The sequence below is a fragment of the Streptomyces sp. NPDC046261 genome (genome assembly GCF_040646235.1).
In the GTDB taxonomy this organism is placed as follows: domain Bacteria; phylum Actinomycetota; class Actinomycetes; order Streptomycetales; family Streptomycetaceae; genus Streptomyces.
This window is the reverse complement of record NZ_JBEYZU010000001.1, coordinates 433,929-448,819: the sequence shown is the minus strand read 5'-3', so window position 1 is coordinate 448,819 and position 14,891 is coordinate 433,929. Positions and strand designations below refer to the sequence as shown.

General features: G+C 71.4%; 16 protein-coding genes. 4 read left to right on the top strand and 12 right to left on the bottom strand.

Going from position 1 to position 14,891, the window contains the following annotated elements:
- Positions 1 to 40: 40 nt before the first annotated feature.
- On the bottom strand, positions 41 to 1,312 hold the full coding sequence (locus ABZ956_RS02100) for an extracellular solute-binding protein (protein ID WP_361885519.1): 1,272 nt from the start codon (positions 1,310 to 1,312) through the stop codon (positions 41 to 43).
- Positions 1,313 to 1,552: 240 nt separating this feature from the next.
- Here ABZ956_RS02100 and ABZ956_RS02095 point away from each other — a divergent pair, with 240 nt between their 5' ends.
- A complete protein-coding gene (locus tag ABZ956_RS02095; RefSeq protein WP_361886648.1) occupies positions 1,553 to 2,323 on the top strand; it encodes a GntR family transcriptional regulator in 771 nt (256 codons plus the stop codon).
- Between the two features lie 99 nt (positions 2,324 to 2,422).
- On the opposite strand, the gene ABZ956_RS02090 is transcribed toward ABZ956_RS02095, so the two are convergent.
- The 8 genes from ABZ956_RS02090 to ABZ956_RS02055 all read right to left on the bottom strand — a co-directional run bounded on the left by ABZ956_RS02090 (position 2,423) and on the right by ABZ956_RS02055 (position 8,925).
- Entirely contained in the window at positions 2,423 to 3,304 is an 882-nt protein-coding gene (locus tag ABZ956_RS02090) for an ABC transporter permease (RefSeq protein ID WP_361885516.1), read from the bottom strand.
- Positions 3,301 to 4,284 (bottom strand): ATP-binding cassette domain-containing protein, encoded by a 984-nt coding sequence (locus tag ABZ956_RS02085; RefSeq protein ID WP_361885513.1) that lies wholly within the window; start codon positions 4,282 to 4,284, stop codon positions 3,301 to 3,303. The genes ABZ956_RS02090 and ABZ956_RS02085 overlap by 4 nt, the downstream gene beginning before the upstream one ends.
- Positions 4,281 to 4,715, bottom strand: coding sequence for a lasso peptide biosynthesis B2 protein (locus ABZ956_RS02080; protein ID WP_361885510.1), 435 nt, complete (start codon positions 4,713 to 4,715; stop codon positions 4,281 to 4,283). The genes ABZ956_RS02085 and ABZ956_RS02080 overlap by 4 nt, the downstream gene beginning before the upstream one ends.
- The gene (locus tag ABZ956_RS02075) at positions 4,712 to 4,972 is read right to left on the bottom strand and encodes a lasso peptide biosynthesis PqqD family chaperone (RefSeq protein WP_361885507.1); all 261 of its coding nucleotides are present in this window, start codon (positions 4,970 to 4,972) and stop codon (positions 4,712 to 4,714) included. The genes ABZ956_RS02080 and ABZ956_RS02075 overlap by 4 nt, the downstream gene beginning before the upstream one ends.
- The gene (locus tag ABZ956_RS02070; protein WP_361885504.1) at positions 4,969 to 6,795 is read right to left on the bottom strand and encodes an asparagine synthase-related protein; all 1,827 of its coding nucleotides are present in this window, start codon (positions 6,793 to 6,795) and stop codon (positions 4,969 to 4,971) included. Before ABZ956_RS02070 ends, ABZ956_RS02075 begins: the two co-directional genes overlap by 4 nt.
- Positions 6,796 to 6,907: 112 nt before the next feature.
- Positions 6,908 to 7,039, bottom strand: a complete 132-nt coding sequence (locus tag ABZ956_RS02065; protein ID WP_360906830.1) for a lasso RiPP family leader peptide-containing protein — start codon at positions 7,037 to 7,039, stop codon at positions 6,908 to 6,910.
- Between the two features lie 186 nt (positions 7,040 to 7,225).
- A complete protein-coding gene (locus ABZ956_RS02060) occupies positions 7,226 to 7,999 on the bottom strand; it encodes an ABC transporter permease (RefSeq protein WP_361885500.1) in 774 nt (257 codons plus the stop codon).
- On the bottom strand, positions 7,996 to 8,925 hold the full coding sequence (locus ABZ956_RS02055; RefSeq protein ID WP_361885497.1) for an ATP-binding cassette domain-containing protein: 930 nt from the start codon (positions 8,923 to 8,925) through the stop codon (positions 7,996 to 7,998). Before ABZ956_RS02055 ends, ABZ956_RS02060 begins: the two co-directional genes overlap by 4 nt.
- A gap of 165 nt (positions 8,926 to 9,090) precedes the next feature.
- Here ABZ956_RS02055 and ABZ956_RS02050 point away from each other — a divergent pair, with 165 nt between their 5' ends.
- Both ABZ956_RS02050 and ABZ956_RS02045 read left to right on the top strand, forming a co-directional pair.
- Entirely contained in the window at positions 9,091 to 10,308 is a 1,218-nt protein-coding gene (locus ABZ956_RS02050) for a histidine kinase (RefSeq protein WP_361885494.1), read from the top strand.
- Positions 10,309 to 10,371: 63 nt separating this feature from the next.
- The gene (locus ABZ956_RS02045; RefSeq protein ID WP_361886645.1) at positions 10,372 to 11,049 is read left to right on the top strand and encodes a response regulator transcription factor; all 678 of its coding nucleotides are present in this window, start codon (positions 10,372 to 10,374) and stop codon (positions 11,047 to 11,049) included.
- On the opposite strand, the gene ABZ956_RS02040 is transcribed toward ABZ956_RS02045, so the two are convergent.
- Positions 11,027 to 11,710 carry a response regulator transcription factor gene (locus tag ABZ956_RS02040; RefSeq protein WP_361885491.1) on the bottom strand — a complete coding sequence of 228 codons (684 nt, stop codon included), beginning with the start codon at positions 11,708 to 11,710 and terminating at the stop codon, positions 11,027 to 11,029. The genes ABZ956_RS02045 and ABZ956_RS02040 overlap by 23 nt on opposite strands.
- A gap of 409 nt (positions 11,711 to 12,119) precedes the next feature.
- On the opposite strand from ABZ956_RS02040, the gene ABZ956_RS02035 reads away from it, so the two are divergent.
- Entirely contained in the window at positions 12,120 to 12,623 is a 504-nt protein-coding gene (locus ABZ956_RS02035; protein ID WP_361885488.1) for a hypothetical protein, read from the top strand.
- A gap of 56 nt (positions 12,624 to 12,679) precedes the next feature.
- Here ABZ956_RS02035 and ABZ956_RS02030 read toward each other — a convergent pair whose 3' ends face one another.
- Positions 12,680 to 14,164, bottom strand: coding sequence for a SulP family inorganic anion transporter (locus ABZ956_RS02030; RefSeq protein ID WP_361885485.1), 1,485 nt, complete (start codon positions 14,162 to 14,164; stop codon positions 12,680 to 12,682).
- Between the two features lie 64 nt (positions 14,165 to 14,228).
- The gene (locus ABZ956_RS02025) at positions 14,229 to 14,843 is read right to left on the bottom strand and encodes a carbonic anhydrase (RefSeq protein WP_361885482.1); all 615 of its coding nucleotides are present in this window, start codon (positions 14,841 to 14,843) and stop codon (positions 14,229 to 14,231) included.
- Between the last annotated feature and the right edge of the window lie 48 nt (positions 14,844 to 14,891).

The following is a 14,891-nucleotide window of genomic DNA, read 5'->3' as shown; positions in this document are numbered from 1 at the left end:
GCGTGTGCGTACGGGCTGTACGCACACGCGACCGGTGAGGTCACTGCTTCTGGCTGAGGCGCTTATTGATGTCGGCCTCGACCTGCTTGGCGGCTTCCTCGGGGGACTTGCCGCCCAGGACGGCCGTCATATAGGCCTTGATCGGGTTGGGCGCGTTCTCCACGGCGGCCCACTCGGGGATGAGCGGGGTGGTGCCGCCGCCCTTGGCGGCGGGGGCGGCGGCCTCGGCGGCCGGGTTGCCCTTCACGCCGGCGAGCAGCGATTCCTTGTTGGGGATCGAGCCGACCTCCTTGGCCAGGGCGGCCTCGTGCTTGTCGGACAGCGCGATCTTCAGGAATTCCTTGGCGAGTTCCTTCTTCTTGCTGCCCTCGGAGACGGCGAGGTTGGAGCCGCCGAGGAACACGCCCTCGGGCTTGTCGGCGCTCTCCCCGGGAATGGTGAAGTAGCCGATCTCCTTCTCGATCGCCGGGTTCGCCTTGACGGCGGTGGCGGCCTCCCAGCCCATGCCGATGAAGGCGCCGGTCTTGCCCTTGGCGAAGACGTCGGCCTGCTGCGGGTTGGCCTCGTCCTTGTCCTTGGGCGCCTTGCTGAACGCCTGGTACTGCTTGTAGATCTCCATGGCCTTGGCGACCTTGGGGTCGGCGAGGTTGGAGACGTACTTCTTGCCGTCCTTCTTCACCAGGTCGGCGCCGGTGCCGATGGTCAGGCCGTCGAAGAAGTACCAGTTCTGACCGGGCAGGTAGAGCGGCTCGGCGTCGCCCTTCTTCTGGATGGCCTCGAGGTCCTTGAAGAATTCGTCCCGGGTCTTCGGGGTGTCCTTGATGCCCGCGTCGGCCCAGATCTTCTTGTTGTAGATGACCACACGGCTGGCGGCGTACCAGGGGGCCGCGTACTGCTTGCCCTCGAAGACGGACGGCTTGTTGAGGGACTCGGTCCAGTCCCCGCCGATCTCCTTCTTCAGGTCGTCGAGCTCGGCGAGGCCACCGGTCTGGGCGTAGGAGGGGGTCTGGGTGTTGCCGATCTCGACGACGTCCGGCGGGCTGGACTCGGAGAGGGCCGTGGTGAGCTTCTGCTGGATGCCGTCCCACTTCTGGACCTGGATGTCGAGCTTCGCGCCGGTCTTCTGTTCGAACTCGGCCTGAACGGCCTTCGTCCAGGCCGGCGGGTTCGAGCCATCCATGAACCAGACGGTCAGTGACTTCCCCTGGGAACCGTCGGCACCGGTCTCCTTGTCACTGTCGCTGGACCCACAGGCAGCAACACTCACCAACATGGCCGCGACGCCCGTCGCCGCTATGAGCCCACGCTTCACAGCACTCTCCTCAAGGACCGAATGTGGTCTTTAATGGTTTAGACCAGTGCCCGCAGCTTGGCCTAGACCTTTTGGGGTGTCAAGGGTGTATAAGAGTCGCTGTCGGCTCCGTTACCGGACCGACACCTCGAGGTCCACCTGGGCTTCTCGGCCCCCTCGGGCTCTGCCCGTGCCACCATGTGACCGCGATAGACGGAGGAACCGGTGACGGCAGCAGGAACGGAGTCGGGAAGGCGCGCCATGGCGACCGAGGGCGGCACGACGGAGGGTGGCGGCACCACGGGTGGCGGCGCGCGGACCGCGCGCGTTCCCAAGTATTACCGGCTCAAACGGCACTTGCTGGACATGACCGAAACCATGCCTCCCGGCACCCCCGTCCCGCCGGAGCGCACCCTCGCCGCGGAGTTCGACACCTCGCGCACGACCGTGCGGCAGGCCCTCCAGGAGCTGGTCGTCGAGGGCCGGCTGGAGCGCATCCAGGGCAAGGGGACCTTCGTCGCCAAGCCCAAGGTCTCCCAGGCGCTGCAACTGACCTCCTACACGGAGGACATGCGGGCCCAGGGGCTGGAGCCCACCTCCCAGCTCCTGGACATCGGCTACGTCACGGCCGACGACCGCCTCGCCCAGCTCCTCGACATCGCGGCGGGCGGCCGCGTCCTGCGCATCGAGCGGCTGCGGCTGGCCAGCGGCGAGCCCATGGCCATCGAGACGACCCACCTGTCGGCGAAGAGGTTCCCGGCGCTGCGCCGCAGCCTGGCGAAGTACACCTCTCTCTACACGGCCCTGGCCGAGGTCTACGACGTGCACCTCGCGGAGGCGGAGGAGACGATCGAGACGTCCCTGGCCACCCCCCGCGAGGCGAGCCTGCTCGGTACGGACGTGGGCCTGCCGATGCTCATGTTGTCGCGGCACTCGGTGGACGCCCGGGGACTGCCGGTGGAATGGGTCAGGTCGGTCTACCGCGGGGACCGCTACAAGTTCGTGGCGAGGCTGCGGCGGCCTTCGGAGTGACGGTGCTCCGGGAACGGCCGGGGGTCCGGGGGTTGCCCCCGGGACGACACAGCGCCGGACGGGCTCTCCAGCCCGTCCGGCGCTGTGTCGTGTGGTCCGTCAGCCCGCGCGGGAGAAGCGGCGGGCCGCCAGGGTCAGTGCCGTCGCCGCCAGGAGGGCCACGAAGCCCATCTCCAGCGCGACCGGCGGCGTCCAGCCCGCGATCTGGACGGACTCCGCATAACCGCCCAGGTCCACATCGCCCGGAAGCGTCCGGCGGATGCCGTCGATCGCGTACGTCAGCGGGTTGAGCGCCACCGCGATGCCCAGCCAGCCGGGCAGCCCTCCGGGCGGGAACATCGCGCCGGACAGGAACATGAGCGGCATCAGGGCCAGGCTAACCACGACCTGGAACGTCTGGATGCTCTTGATGGTGACCGCCGCGAGCATGCCGATCGTGGTGAAGGCCAGGGCCACCACGAAGACTTCGGCGAGGACCACCAGCAGCATCGGGTGGTACGGCACCCCGGCGAGCGGGCCGATGATCAGCACCATGAGGCCGTAGACGGCCCCCGTCGTGGCGCCGCCCACGCACAGGCCGAACAGCAGGCTGCTGCGCCGCACCGGTGCCACGAGGGCCTGGCGCAGGAAGCCCACCTGGCGGTCCCAGACCACCGAGACCCCCACCGAGATCGCCGGTGCCTGGGTGGTCATCACGAGGATGCCGGGGAACAGGAAGCTCCGGTACTCGTCGTAGCCCTCGCCCACGACCCCCGAGGTGTCCAGGCCGGTGCCCAGGACGAGCAGGAACATCAGCGGCGTCACCAGCCCCATGACCAGCTGGATTTTGTTGCGGCTCAGCCGGATCATCTCGCGGTGCCACAGCATTCTGACGGCCCGTAGATTCCGGCGGGAGGACGCGCGCGGGCCCGTCCGGGACGGCCGGGCCGGGGTGGACGTGGTGAGGCGGGCGCGGGCCCGCACCGTGCCGGTGTCGGTCACCCCTGCCTCCTGACGAGGTCCTCGAGCGTCATGGGTCCCGCCTCGTCGTCGCGGATGCTGTGGCCGGTGTAGTGGAGGAAGACGTCGTCGAGCGAGGGTGGCGTGACGCTGACCGAGTGCACGCGCACCCCGGCGTCCCCGCAGAACTTCGGGACGAACGCCGCGCCGTCGTCCACCCTCAGCCGTACTCCGTCCGGCCCCGCCTCGGCCTCGACCCCGTACCGCTCGCGCACCACCCGCGCGGTCTCCTGGTCGTCGTCCGTGCGCAGGACGACCAGGTCGGCTCCGACGACGGCCTTGAGCTCGGCCGGGGTGCCCTCGGCGACGACGAAGCCGTCGTCCATGATGGCGATCCGGTCGCAGTTCTCGGCCTCCTCCAGGTGATGGGTGGTCATGAAGAGCGTGACGTTGCGTTCGCGCCGCAGGCGGTGCAGGTGCTCCCAGATCGCCACGCGGGTCTGCGGGTCGAGGCCGGTGGTGGGCTCGTCCAGGAACAGCACCGCCGGGGTGTTCAGCAGCCCCCGGGCGATCTCCAGACGGCGGCGCATGCCACCGGAGAAGTCGCGGACGGGGGTGTCGCGGCGGTCGGTGAGCCCCACGAGCCCGAGCACGGCGGCGACCTCCGACGCGCCCTGCCGGCGGGTGATCCCGAAGAGCTCGGCGTAGAAGCGCAGGTTCTCCTCGGCCGTCAGGTCCTGGTCGAGGGTGGACTCCTGGAAGACCAGCCCGATGTGGTCCCGGACCTCGTCCGGCTGTGCGACCACGTCGAATCCGGCGACCTCGGCCCGCCCCGCCGTGGGTGCGAGCAGGGTGCACAGCATGCTGATCGTGGTGGTCTTGCCCGCGCCGTTGGGGCCGAGGAACGCGAAGGCGGTGCCGGCGGGCACGGTCAGGTCGAGGCCGGCCACGGCCACGGTGTCGCCGTAGACCTTGCCGAGGTCCTCGGCGCGGACCGCGACGTCCGCGTCCGGGGCGCTCATGACGCCTCCTCCTGCCGCAGCCGTACGGCCATCACGGTGCGGAACCGGGACAGGTCCCCCGGCTCCCCCACGGGTACGCCGTCCACCTCGACCCAGGCGTGGGCGCCGAAGGGGTCGGTACGGAAGCCCGTGCACCAGTCGGGCCAGCGGCCGTGCATCCGGCACAGCAGGGCCGCGGCGACCGACCGTTGCAGGCAGCCGAGCCCCGCGCAGCGGGTGCTCACCATCACCGCCGCCTGCCGGGCGTACAGGGCCTGGTCGTGGGTGGCCGGGCGGCTGCCGCGGCTGAGCAGGCGCAGCACCTGGCGCAGCCGGCGCGGCGAGAGCCTTTTGGTCAGCAGCAGCGCCACGCCGGTGGCGAGCCGCGCGCCGATCTGTCCCCGCAAGGTCAGGCCGGCGCCGCGGCGTTCTCCGGTCACGGGAATCGTCATGCCGTCACCACCAGCTTGGCCTTGCCGAGGGCGGCCACGAGCCGGCGTACGTCGGCGAGGGCCTGGGGGGCGGCGTCGGGCGCGTTCCGGGTCAGCTCGGCCGCGGCCTCCTCGGGGGAACGGCCGTCCAGGAGCAGCCGCAGCGTGACGGCGCCCGAGCCGTTGAGGTGCCAGTAGCGCCCGCTGTGCTCGTCCAGCAGTACCAGGCCCGCCTCGGTGTCGGTAGCGATCACGGTCCGGGCGAGTGCAAGGGTCATCGTGGGTCTCCCACGGGGTGCGGGGCGGCGCTGGGCGAGCGCAGCCAGGCCTCGCACGCCACCGTGTTCTCGAACTGGGACAGGTGATGGCTCTCGGGGGACGGGGCGAGGAACGCGGTGCGCAGGGCCTCGGCGTTCACCAGGCCGCGTTCGGCGAGCCGGAGATCGGCGCACAGGCCGAGGAAGCGGTCCCGGTTGCGGCGGACGCCCTCGTAGAGCTCGGCGCTGAACTCGCCCTTGGAGCGGCGGTCGAGGATGTCGGCGGGCACGGTGCCGCGCATGGCCGAGGTCAGCAGGGGCTTGAACCGTCCGCGGACCATCCGGTCGGGCAGCCGTACCGACATCGCCGCCTCGACGACGCGGTCGTCGAGCATGGGCGCGTCCCACTCCACGCCCGAGGCGGCCATGGCGCGCCGGGTCTGCCGGATGAGCCTGCCGTCGTATCCGGTGAATTCCAGCAGCTGGTGGCGGAGCCGGTCGGGATCGAGCGGTGCCGTCCTCGCCTCGGCCGCCTCGCGGTACAGGTCGCGTACGAGCGCCACGGCGGCCGGCGTGGCCCAGGGCGGCATGCGGGATCCGCCCGTCCAGCCCAGGTCGAGGTAGGGCGGCCGCGGCGGTGGGGCGGTCAGCCGGCGTGCGCTCGCCATGAGGGCGTGCGGGAAGTCGTCGCGGTCGGCGAGCGCGCGGACGGTGGCGGCGAGCGGCCAGCGGTTGAGCAACCGGTGGCGCTGGATGACCGGCAGGGACCGGAGCGGGTGCCGGCGGGCGAGGGACCACAGGTAGGAGGGGGTGGAGCCGAAGAGTTCGTCGCCGCCCAGGCCCATCATGTGCAGCGACGAGCCGTCCTCGGCGGCGGCCCGGGACAGGTCCGTCAGGTGGGCCGCCCCCGAGGCCCACAGGGCCGGTCCCTCGCCTGTGTCCAGGGCCCGGCCCTGGTCGGTCTCGACGTCGAACCAGTTCGCCTCGCGGGACTTGGGGATCCAGTGGTGGCGGGCGCGCGGCAGCCGGTCGGCGGCGCGGCGGGCCCACAGGGTGTCCTCGTTGGCCTCGTCCAGGGGTGCGACGTGGTAGGTGGAGAGCTCGCCGGTCTGCGCTTCCGCGATGAAGCACAGGCAGGTGGAGTCGAGTCCGCCGGAGAGGTCGGCGCTCACCCTGCCGGGGCGGCCGGTCCGCAGGGCCACGGCCTCGGTGAGGGCGGCCCGTACGGCGGCCGCGGCGTCCGCGAGCGGGAGGTCGTCCGGTGGCGGCTGCCACCAGCGGATCTGGCGGCCGCTGCCGTCGGTGCGCAGGTGCAGCCAGTGCCCCGGGGTCAGGGCCTCCACCCCGGTCCATACGGAGCGCTGGGTGAGCGGCCAGGGCGGCAGGGGGTCGAGCAGGTGGAGGGCGAGCGCGCCCTCGTCGACACCGGCGCCGGTCAGCGCCGCCAGCAGGGCGGGGCTGCTGGCGGCCACCGTCACCCCGCGGGTGCGGGCGGTGAAGAGGTGGCGTGCGGTGGAGAGGGCGCCCTGGGCCCGTACGACGCCGTCGAGGCTGGCGACGAGGTGGACGCTGCCGGGCACGCCGCGTGCCACGGTGTCCAGGTCGTACGGGGAGGTGGCGCGCTCCAGCGCCCGGGCGAGCGCCGGGGTGTCCTTGGGGAAGAGCCCGAACACCGCGATCCGGTTCGGCCCTTCGGTCACCAGCGAGAGGTCCCGGTCGGCCCACCGGCCGACCAGCCAGGGCCGTCCGGAGTGATGCGCTATCGAACGGGCCCCGGCGAACGCGGAATTCTCCCTGATGAGGTTTTCTGCTTCCGGGTGGTCCGGAAGGACGGTGAAGTCCATTTCCCCCTGCCATTGTTCCGGCCGCTGTGCGCGGGGCACACGGAAATCGACGGTGGCGGTAGGACGGTCGATGCCGTTCACCGCCACCGTCGGGTCATTCCGGCCTCAGGTGTCAGCCGATGCAGATGAACGCGCGGCCGCAGCCGGCGAAGTCGCGGCAGCTGCCCCACGGGCTGCAGAGGGTGAGCTCCTCGAAGTCGCCGATCTCGACGAGGGTCGGGGGCTCGTAGACGGTGTTCTCCATGGTGTCCTCCAGGATTCGGATAGGGATCGAATGCGAGCACCTGTTTCGTACTCGCTTTCGACCGAACACCGGGAATCTAACGTGGAATTGGTCCCGCGCCGGAGGGACTCCGGGCCCTCGCGGGTCCCTATTGCGGGTCCCTGATCACGGTCCCGCGATAGGGACCGGGACGGGCTTACGGACCGCTCAGGCGTCGCGGCGGCGGAGCATGAGGAGCCCGCCGGCGAGGGCCGCGGCCGTCCAGAGAGCCAGGACCAGCAGGCCCACCCACGGCCCGAGCACGGAATCCGCCTGCTCGCCGACCGTCATGACCTGCGAGCCGGCCCGGTCGGGCAGATAGCGCGCGACCTCCCGGAGCCCGGGGACGGCATTGGCCACCGGAGAGAGGACGAAGACCACGGAGAACAGCAGCGACAGCGACAGTGCCGTGCCGCGCAGCATCGTGGCGACTCCCAGGGAGAACAGGCACATCAGCGTGAGGTAGAGCGGGGCGCCGAGCACGGCGCGCAGGGCCTCCCCCTCACCGAGCGCGACGCCGTGCGGCCCCAGCGCCTGCTGCGAGGCCAGGAAGCAGGCGAAGGACATGACCAGGGACAGGGGCAAGGCCACGACGGTGGCCGAGGCGATCTTGCCGGCGTAGAAGAGGCCGCGCGAGGGGACGGCCGCCAACGACACCCGGATCATGCCGCTGCCGTATTCGCCGCTGATCAGCAGCACACCAAACGCGAGCAGCGCGAGCTGGGCGAACTGGACGCCGACGAACCCGGAGTTGACCGGGTCGAAGTCGTCCACGACCATGTCGCTTCCGGTGTCGATGGCATGCCGGACGGAGATGTTGTTGATCAGCGCGATGCCGATGCTCACGACGAGCGCCAGCGCCAGCGCGCCGAGCGTCGACCAGAGCGTACGGATCTTGGTCAGCTCGGCCCTGACGACGGCCGTGGGCGCGTTGCCGGTCATGACGCCCGCTCCCCCGCCACGGTCGCCGCCGCCCGGTACTCCGCCGCGTGCGACGTGAGCCGGAGGAACGCCTCTTCCAGCGAGGACTGCCGGGCGCTGAGCTCGTCCAGGGTGATGCCGTTGTCGGCCGCGATCCTGCCGATGACGGAGGTGTCGGCCCCCTCGACGGTCATGGTGCCGTCCACTTCGCGGACCGCGTGCAGGCCGGCCTCTTCCAGCGCCGCCCGCAGCAGCCCGGGCTGGGGGGTGCGGATGCGTACGGAGGGACGGCAGTGGTCGGCGATGAAGCCGGCCATGCTGGTGTCGGCGAGCAGACGCCCCCGGCCGATGACGATCAAATGGTCGGCGGTGATGGCCATCTCGCTCATCAGATGGCTGGAGACGAAGACCGTCCGCCCCTCGGCGGCCAGCTTCTTGAGCATGGTCCTGATCCAGCGCACCCCCTCCGGATCGAGGCCGTTGGCAGGCTCGTCGAGAATCAGGATCCCGGGGTCGCCGAGCAACGCCGCGGCCAGACCCAGGCGTTGGCTCATGCCCAGCGAGAAGCCGCCCGCGCGCCTGGCGGCCGCCGACTCGAGGCCGACCAGCTCCAGCACCTCGCGCACCCGCCCACGTCCGATGCGGTTGGTCTGGGCCAGCCACAGCAGGTGGTGGTAGGCGGTGCGGCTGCGCTGCGCCGCCTTGGCCTCCAGCAAGGCTCCCACGTGCCGGATCGGTTCGCGCAACTGCCCGTAGCGCTTTCCGTCGAGCAGCACCCGGCCCCGGAGCGGGTGGTCGAGGCCCATCGTGATCCGCATGGTCGTCGACTTGCCGGCGCCGTTGGGGCCGAGGAAGCCGGTGACGGTGCCGGATTTCACGGAGAACGACAGGTCGTCGACGGCGACCGTGCTTCCGTATCGTTTCGTCAGCTCCTGGATTTCGATCACCCCTCGACGATCCCGCACCGGGGGCGCGCTGCCATCGGCCCGCCAACCGATCGCCCGCCTCCGCCCGGGGGCCGAGAAGGACGGCGCGGGCACACGAACTCCCCCCGCGGTAGGTCATTCCCGGGGCGGAGGTACGGCGGCGGGTCGCGCAGTAAGGTCACCCGGGTGGTTGACGACCGTACCGAGCGGGCCGGGCCCCGCCTGCCCGACGAGGGCGCCCGGGCCGTGCTCCGGCGGCTGCGCCCGCGCGAACTCCTGGCCCTGGACTGCGTGGCCGCGGTCGTGCTCACGGCGGCGTTCCTCGCGATGTCGGGCGCGCCCGCCACGGGCTCCGCGGCCCCGCCGGCGGCCCGGGTGACGCTGGCGGTACTGATGGGCCTGCCGGTGGCCGTGCGCAGGCTCTGGCCCCTGCCCGTGTGCGCGGTGACCGCCCTCGCCTCGCTGGTGGCGGCGCTGTCCGGCGTCGTGTCGGAACCGTTTCTCTCGGTGGCGCTCGCGCTGTACTGGGTGGCGGCCACCGCCCCGCGCGCACGGTGGGTGCCCACCGCGACCATCGGCCTGGTCAGCGTCGTCTTCCTGCTCGCCGTCATGCTGGCGGGCACGTCCACATGGGAGCCGCGGACCCTGCCGACGCAGGTCGTGGGGGTGGCCCTGGCCGGAGCGGCGTGGACGATCGGCCGTGCGGTGCGGGAACGGCGGGCCTACGCCGCACGGTCGGCGCGGCAGCTCGCCGACCGTGCCGTCGCGGAGGAGCGGCTGCGGATCGCCCGCGAGCTGCACGATGTCGTCGCGCATCACATCGGGGTGATCGCGGTGAAGGCGGGCGTCGCCCATCACGTCCTGGCCAAGCACCCGGAGGCGGCCGGCGAGGCGTTGGGCGTCATCGGAACGGCGAGCCGCGCCGCGCTCGCCGAGATGCGCCACATGCTCGGCGTCCTGCGCTCCGACGGCACGACGGACGAGGAGGTCGCCGACCTGCGGCCCTCGCTCGGCCTGTCGGAGCTGTCCGGGCTGATCGAGCACGCCTCGGCGGCGGGTGTGCGGGTCGAGGTGCGGGCCCGGGACCTGACGGGGCTGCCCGGGACGGTGGACCTCTCGGCGTACCGGATCGTCCAGGAGGCCCTGACCAATGTCATGAAGCACGCCGGACCCACCCGCTGCCAAGTCGAGCTGGACACCGACGAGTACGGGCTGCGGATTCAGGTGACCGACGACGGCCCCCGCAGGCGGCCGCACCCCCGCCCGGGCGACGCGCCCGGCCACGGCCTGCTGGGCATGCGGGAGCGGGTGGCCCTCCACGGCGGCGATTTCCACGCGGGCCCCCGGCCCGAAGGGGGCTTCGCGGTGAGCGTGCGACTACCCTTCACGCGGCAGGCGGGCTGAGGGGAGGCGGCGGTGGGCGAACCGATACGGACGGACGGGACCGCGGGACACGTCGGGGAGCGGGTGCCGGCGGAACCCGTACGGGTACTGATCGCGGACGATCAGGCCCTGCTCCGGGGCAGCTTCCGCGTGCTGGTGGAGGCCGAGCCCGGCCTCACCGTGGTGGGCGAGGCCGGGACGGGCGCCGCCGCCGTGGAGCTGGCCCTGCGCGCCAGGCCGGACGTCGTCCTCATGGACGTGCGCATGCCCGAGATGGACGGCATCGAGGCCACCCGGCTCATCCGCAACACCCCGGAGACGTCCGGCGTCCGGGTCCTGATCCTCACCATGTTCGATCACGACACGTATGTGTTCAGCGCCCTGCGCGCCGGCGCGAGCGGCTTCCTCCTCAAGGACGTCTCCCCCGTCGAGCTTCTCCAGGCGATCCGCGTGGTGGCCTCGGGAGAGAGCCTGCTGGCCCCCAGCGTGACGCGGCGCCTGGTCGCCGAGTTCTGCCGGCGGCCGGAGCCCGTGCCCCGGGTCCCCACCGAACTGGGCGGGCTGACGGCCCGCGAGCACGAGGTGCTCACCCTGGTCACCCGCGGCCTGGCGAACGGCGAGATCGCCCGGCGGCTGCACGTCAGCCCCGCCACGGTGAAGACCCACATCGGCCATCTCTTCGACAAGCTCGGCGTCCGGGACCGCGTCCAGCTGGTGATCATCGGCTACGAGACGGGAATCATTCAGCCGGGCAACCGCTGAGGAGGCCCGCCTCGGCGTCCCGCGCCCGCATCGCCGCCGACATACGGTCCTTGACCTCCAGCTTCCGGAACAGCCGGGTGACATGATTCTTGATCGTCTTCTCGGAGAGCACGAGCGAGCGGGCGATACGCCTGTTGTCCCAGCCCCGGGCGATGTACTCGAGAATTTGCAGCTCGCGATCGGTGAGCGAGGGAAAGGCCGCTCGACCGGGCATACCGTCGGGCGGGGAGAAATACGTCCCCAGCCGCGCGGCGACGGACGGGCCGAATACGGCCCCGCCGTCGGCCACGACCTGAACGGCCCGGAAAAGCTCCTCGCCCGAGATGCCTCTGGAGATATATCCCTGTGCCCCCGCACGTACGGCGGCGACGACCGCCGCCTCCTCCGCCCCCGACGACGACACCATCAGAACGCGTGGTGCCCGTCCTCCCGGCGCCGCGTTCCCGGTAATGGTCCGGACCAAATCGATGCAGGCGCCCGAATGCGGTACCCCGACCAGAACGACATCGATGCCGCCGGAGTTCCGCACGCACTCCAGCACGTCATCCCCGAAGGCCGGCCCTTCGCCTACCACCACCACGTTCTCAGCCTGTTCCGCGGCAGCACGGACGCCCATCCGGTACATGGCGTCCTCGTCGATGAGAAAGAGCTTTACGGTCACGCATTACCCCCTGTTGACCAGGAGCAGAACCACTGAGCTCCCGGGCCCCGCAGCTTTCCCGTATGTGCATCGGGAGGAGGCGAACGCACTCCGTCGACAAATCGGCTGATTGCCGCTGTCGTCCGTGTCACCGTGGCTCCCCCCGTCGGTCAACACGCGGAGCCAGCTTAGGGGATTGTTTCTGGAGCGTGAACCCTGATTTTGACCGGATTCCTTCCCTCCGTGCCCGGTCCGCGATCCGCATCTCCCCCGCTTCACGCGCCAACAGCACGGCTCACCTGTGCACTCGGCTCACCGCGCATTCCGCGGCCGCATTCCGCCTGCCGGTGCGCGGCGGCACTCGATCCGGCCCACGGGCCGTCGCGACCCAGGGGTGAACAAGGCGAAGATCACCGCGTACGGTATCGGAATGAGCCAAGCCGTCGATGCGGTCGATGCAGCCGCGATCGCCCTGAACGAGCGTTCCTGGACCCCTTCGGACTACGAACTGGCCCTGGGCCGGGAGTTCTTCTCCCGCCGCGACGGGCTGCCGCAACGCCTGCTGCCGGGCATGCCCGCGTGCCCCACCCCCCAGGGCTGGGGCACTCAGCACGTGCTGTGGCTGGAAGACGTCTCCTACCTCGCCGACGAGATGCTGACGGCCTGGCAGTCATGGCTGCCCGCCAGCCACATGATGGGCCTCCTGGGCGCCTACGGCGCGCTGGCCGGGTCGGTCCGGCCGCTGTCGGCGCAGCTGGGGCAGGCGTGGGAGGCCGAGTGGTCGGGCCCGATAACCCCGCAGGAGACCTCGTGGTGGGAGGACTGGCACCTCCCGCCGGAGCAGCGGCAGCAGATAGACGCGCTGACGGACCGGCTGGTGCTCGTCGGCTCGGTGATGGTCATGGCCGTGAACCGGGGTCCGGCGGCCGGCTGAGCCGTACGGAAGACCGAGGCCGCCGGCCCCCGCACGGGGGCCGGCGGCCTCGCTGATCAGGCTGCGGTCACCACTTCCTGGTGCCGCACCCGCACCGCCTCCACGCCCTCGGCGTTGTGCCGTGCCGCCCAGACCTCCAGTGCCGTGCGGCACGCGTGGTCGAGGTGGCGCAGGTCGGAGAGGTCGAGCTCGATGGGGCGGTCCTGGGGCAGGGCCTCCAGGGTGTCCAGGAGGCGGGGCAGGCGCAGGAAGGTGGCGTTGCCGGTGAGGGCGACCACCATGCGGCCGTCCGTCAGCTCGCGGACGTCGGCGCTGACCTGGGAGGTCTCCCACGCCGACTTCACCACGGCGAGCAGCAGGCCCAGCACCACACCCTCGAACATGCTGGTCGTCACGATCGCGACGGCCGTGATCGCGAGGATGATGGCCTCGCCGCGGTGCTCGCGCCACAGCGGGGCGAGGTCCTTGAACGGTACGAGCTTGCAGCCGGCGTGGACCAGGACGCCCGCGAGGGCGGCCAGGGGGATGACGCCGATCGCCGCCGGGAGCATGACGGCGAACAGCAGCAGCCACGCGCCGTGCAGGATCCGGGACAGGGACGTCTTCGCACCGGCCTGGACGTTGGCGGAGCTGCGCACGATGACCGCGGTCATGGGCAGGGCGCCGAGGACACCGCAGATGGTGTTGCCGACACCCTGGGCCAGCAGCTCCTTGTCGTAGTCCGTGGGCGGGCCGTCGTGCATCCGGTCGACGGCGGCGGCGCTGAACAGCGACTCCGCCGAGGCGATGAGGGTGAAGGCGAGCACCGTGCCGAGGACGGCGACGCCGGCCAGGGAGGTGAGGTCGTTCAGGCCGGGCGGCTGGATGGCCTCGATCAGACCCTGGACCTTCACATGGGCGACGTTCAGGCCGCCCAGCGCGGTCACGCCCGTGGCCAGGGCGACGGCCACCAGCGGTGCGGGCACCAGCTGGGCCTTCGCCGGGAGCTTCTTCCACAGGACGAGCACCGCGATGGTGCCGGCGCCCACGGCGAAGGAGACCAGCGCGTCACGGTCGCTGACGACGTCCCCGATGAGGCCCGGGACACCCGCGATCTTGTCGATGCCGGAGCGGGGCTGCTTGACCCCGGCCATGGTGTAGAGCTGGCCGAAGAGCAGGACGAGTCCGATACCGGCGAGCATGCCCTGGACGACGGCCACCGAGATCGCCCGGAACCAGCGCCCGAACTTCAGCGCCCCCAGGGCCAGTTGGAGCAGGCCGGTGACGAGGACGATGGCGCCGAGAGCACCCAGGCCGAACTCCCGGACGGCTTCGAAGACGAGCACGGTCAGTCCGGCCGCCGGGCCGCTGACCTGCATGGTGCTGCCGGGCATGGCCCCGACGACGAGGCCGCCGACTATTCCGGTGATCAGTCCGAGCTCGGCGGGCACGCCGGAGGCGACGGCCACGCCGACGCACAGCGGCAGGGCCACCAGGAAGACGACAAGTGACGCGAGGACGTCGCGCCGGAGAGCGGGTGGGTCTTTGAGGCTGGAGAGCATGGGTGAGGGTTCCTTGATTCAAGGGTGGTGCACGGCGGAGTGCTTCGGACGGAGTGGCTGCGCGCTACAGCGGGCCGAATGCGCGGTCGCCGCCGGGCCGGTGCGCCCTGATCGCACCGGTATGCACTTCGTAGTACCAGGCGTGGAGGGACAGCAGCCCCTCCTCGATGCGTTCGCGTACGCACGGGTAGGCGCGCAGCTTCTCGAGCTGGTCCACCGCGTGGTGTTGCACCGCGTCCGCCACGTCGGCGGGAACGGTGGAGGGGTCCTTCGCCCGCGAGGCCCGCACGGCTCGCGGTACCGCCCGCTCCAGCCAGCCCCGCACGGCGGGGGCCGACGAGAGGTCGTCGTCGCGCACGATGGCGCTCACGGCGCCGCAGTGCGAGTGCCCGCAGACGATGATGTCGCGGACGTTGAGCACGCGCACCGCGTACTCGATCGTCGCCATCTCGCCGGCGGGGTGGTCGTTGTGGTACTCGGGCACGATGTTGCCCGCCGTGCGCAGCTCGAAGAGCTCGCCGGGGCGTGCGCCCGTGATGAGGGACGGTACGACGCGCGAGTCGGAACACGTGATGAACAGGACCTCGGGGGACTGTCCGGCCTCCAGGGGACGGAAGGTCTCCGCGTTCTCGGCCACGTGGCTCGCGAACGATCGGGCGTTGTCAATGAGCGACTTCATGTTGGCCTGCCTCCTGCACCCCTTGTTCAGCGGGGGCGGTGTGGTCGG

Bases quoted from the DNA above. Each gene is read 5' to 3' on its own strand.
- ABZ956_RS02085 (WP_361885513.1), bottom strand. From the start codon at position 4,284: ATGAGCGCCCCGGACGCGGACGTCGCGGTCCGCGCCGAGGACCTCGGC.
- ABZ956_RS02060 (WP_361885500.1), bottom strand. From the start codon at position 7,999: ATGACCGGCAACGCGCCCACGGCCGTCGTCAGGGCCGAGCTGACCAAG.
- ABZ956_RS02030 (WP_361885485.1), bottom strand. From the start codon at position 14,164: ATGCTCTCCAGCCTCAAAGACCCACCCGCTCTCCGGCGCGACGTCCTC.
- ABZ956_RS02035 (WP_361885488.1), top strand. From the start codon at position 12,120: ATGAGCCAAGCCGTCGATGCGGTCGATGCAGCCGCGATCGCCCTGAAC.
- ABZ956_RS02025 (WP_361885482.1), bottom strand. From the start codon at position 14,843: ATGAAGTCGCTCATTGACAACGCCCGATCGTTCGCGAGCCACGTGGCC.
- ABZ956_RS02075 (WP_361885507.1), bottom strand. From the start codon at position 4,972: ATGACCCTTGCACTCGCCCGGACCGTGATCGCTACCGACACCGAGGCG.
- ABZ956_RS02080 (WP_361885510.1), bottom strand. From the start codon at position 4,715: ATGACGATTCCCGTGACCGGAGAACGCCGCGGCGCCGGCCTGACCTTG.
- ABZ956_RS02070 (WP_361885504.1), bottom strand. From the start codon at position 6,795: ATGGACTTCACCGTCCTTCCGGACCACCCGGAAGCAGAAAACCTCATC.
- ABZ956_RS02065 (WP_360906830.1), bottom strand. From the start codon at position 7,039: ATGGAGAACACCGTCTACGAGCCCCCGACCCTCGTCGAGATCGGCGAC.
- ABZ956_RS02095 (WP_361886648.1), top strand. From the start codon at position 1,553: ATGGCGACCGAGGGCGGCACGACGGAGGGTGGCGGCACCACGGGTGGC.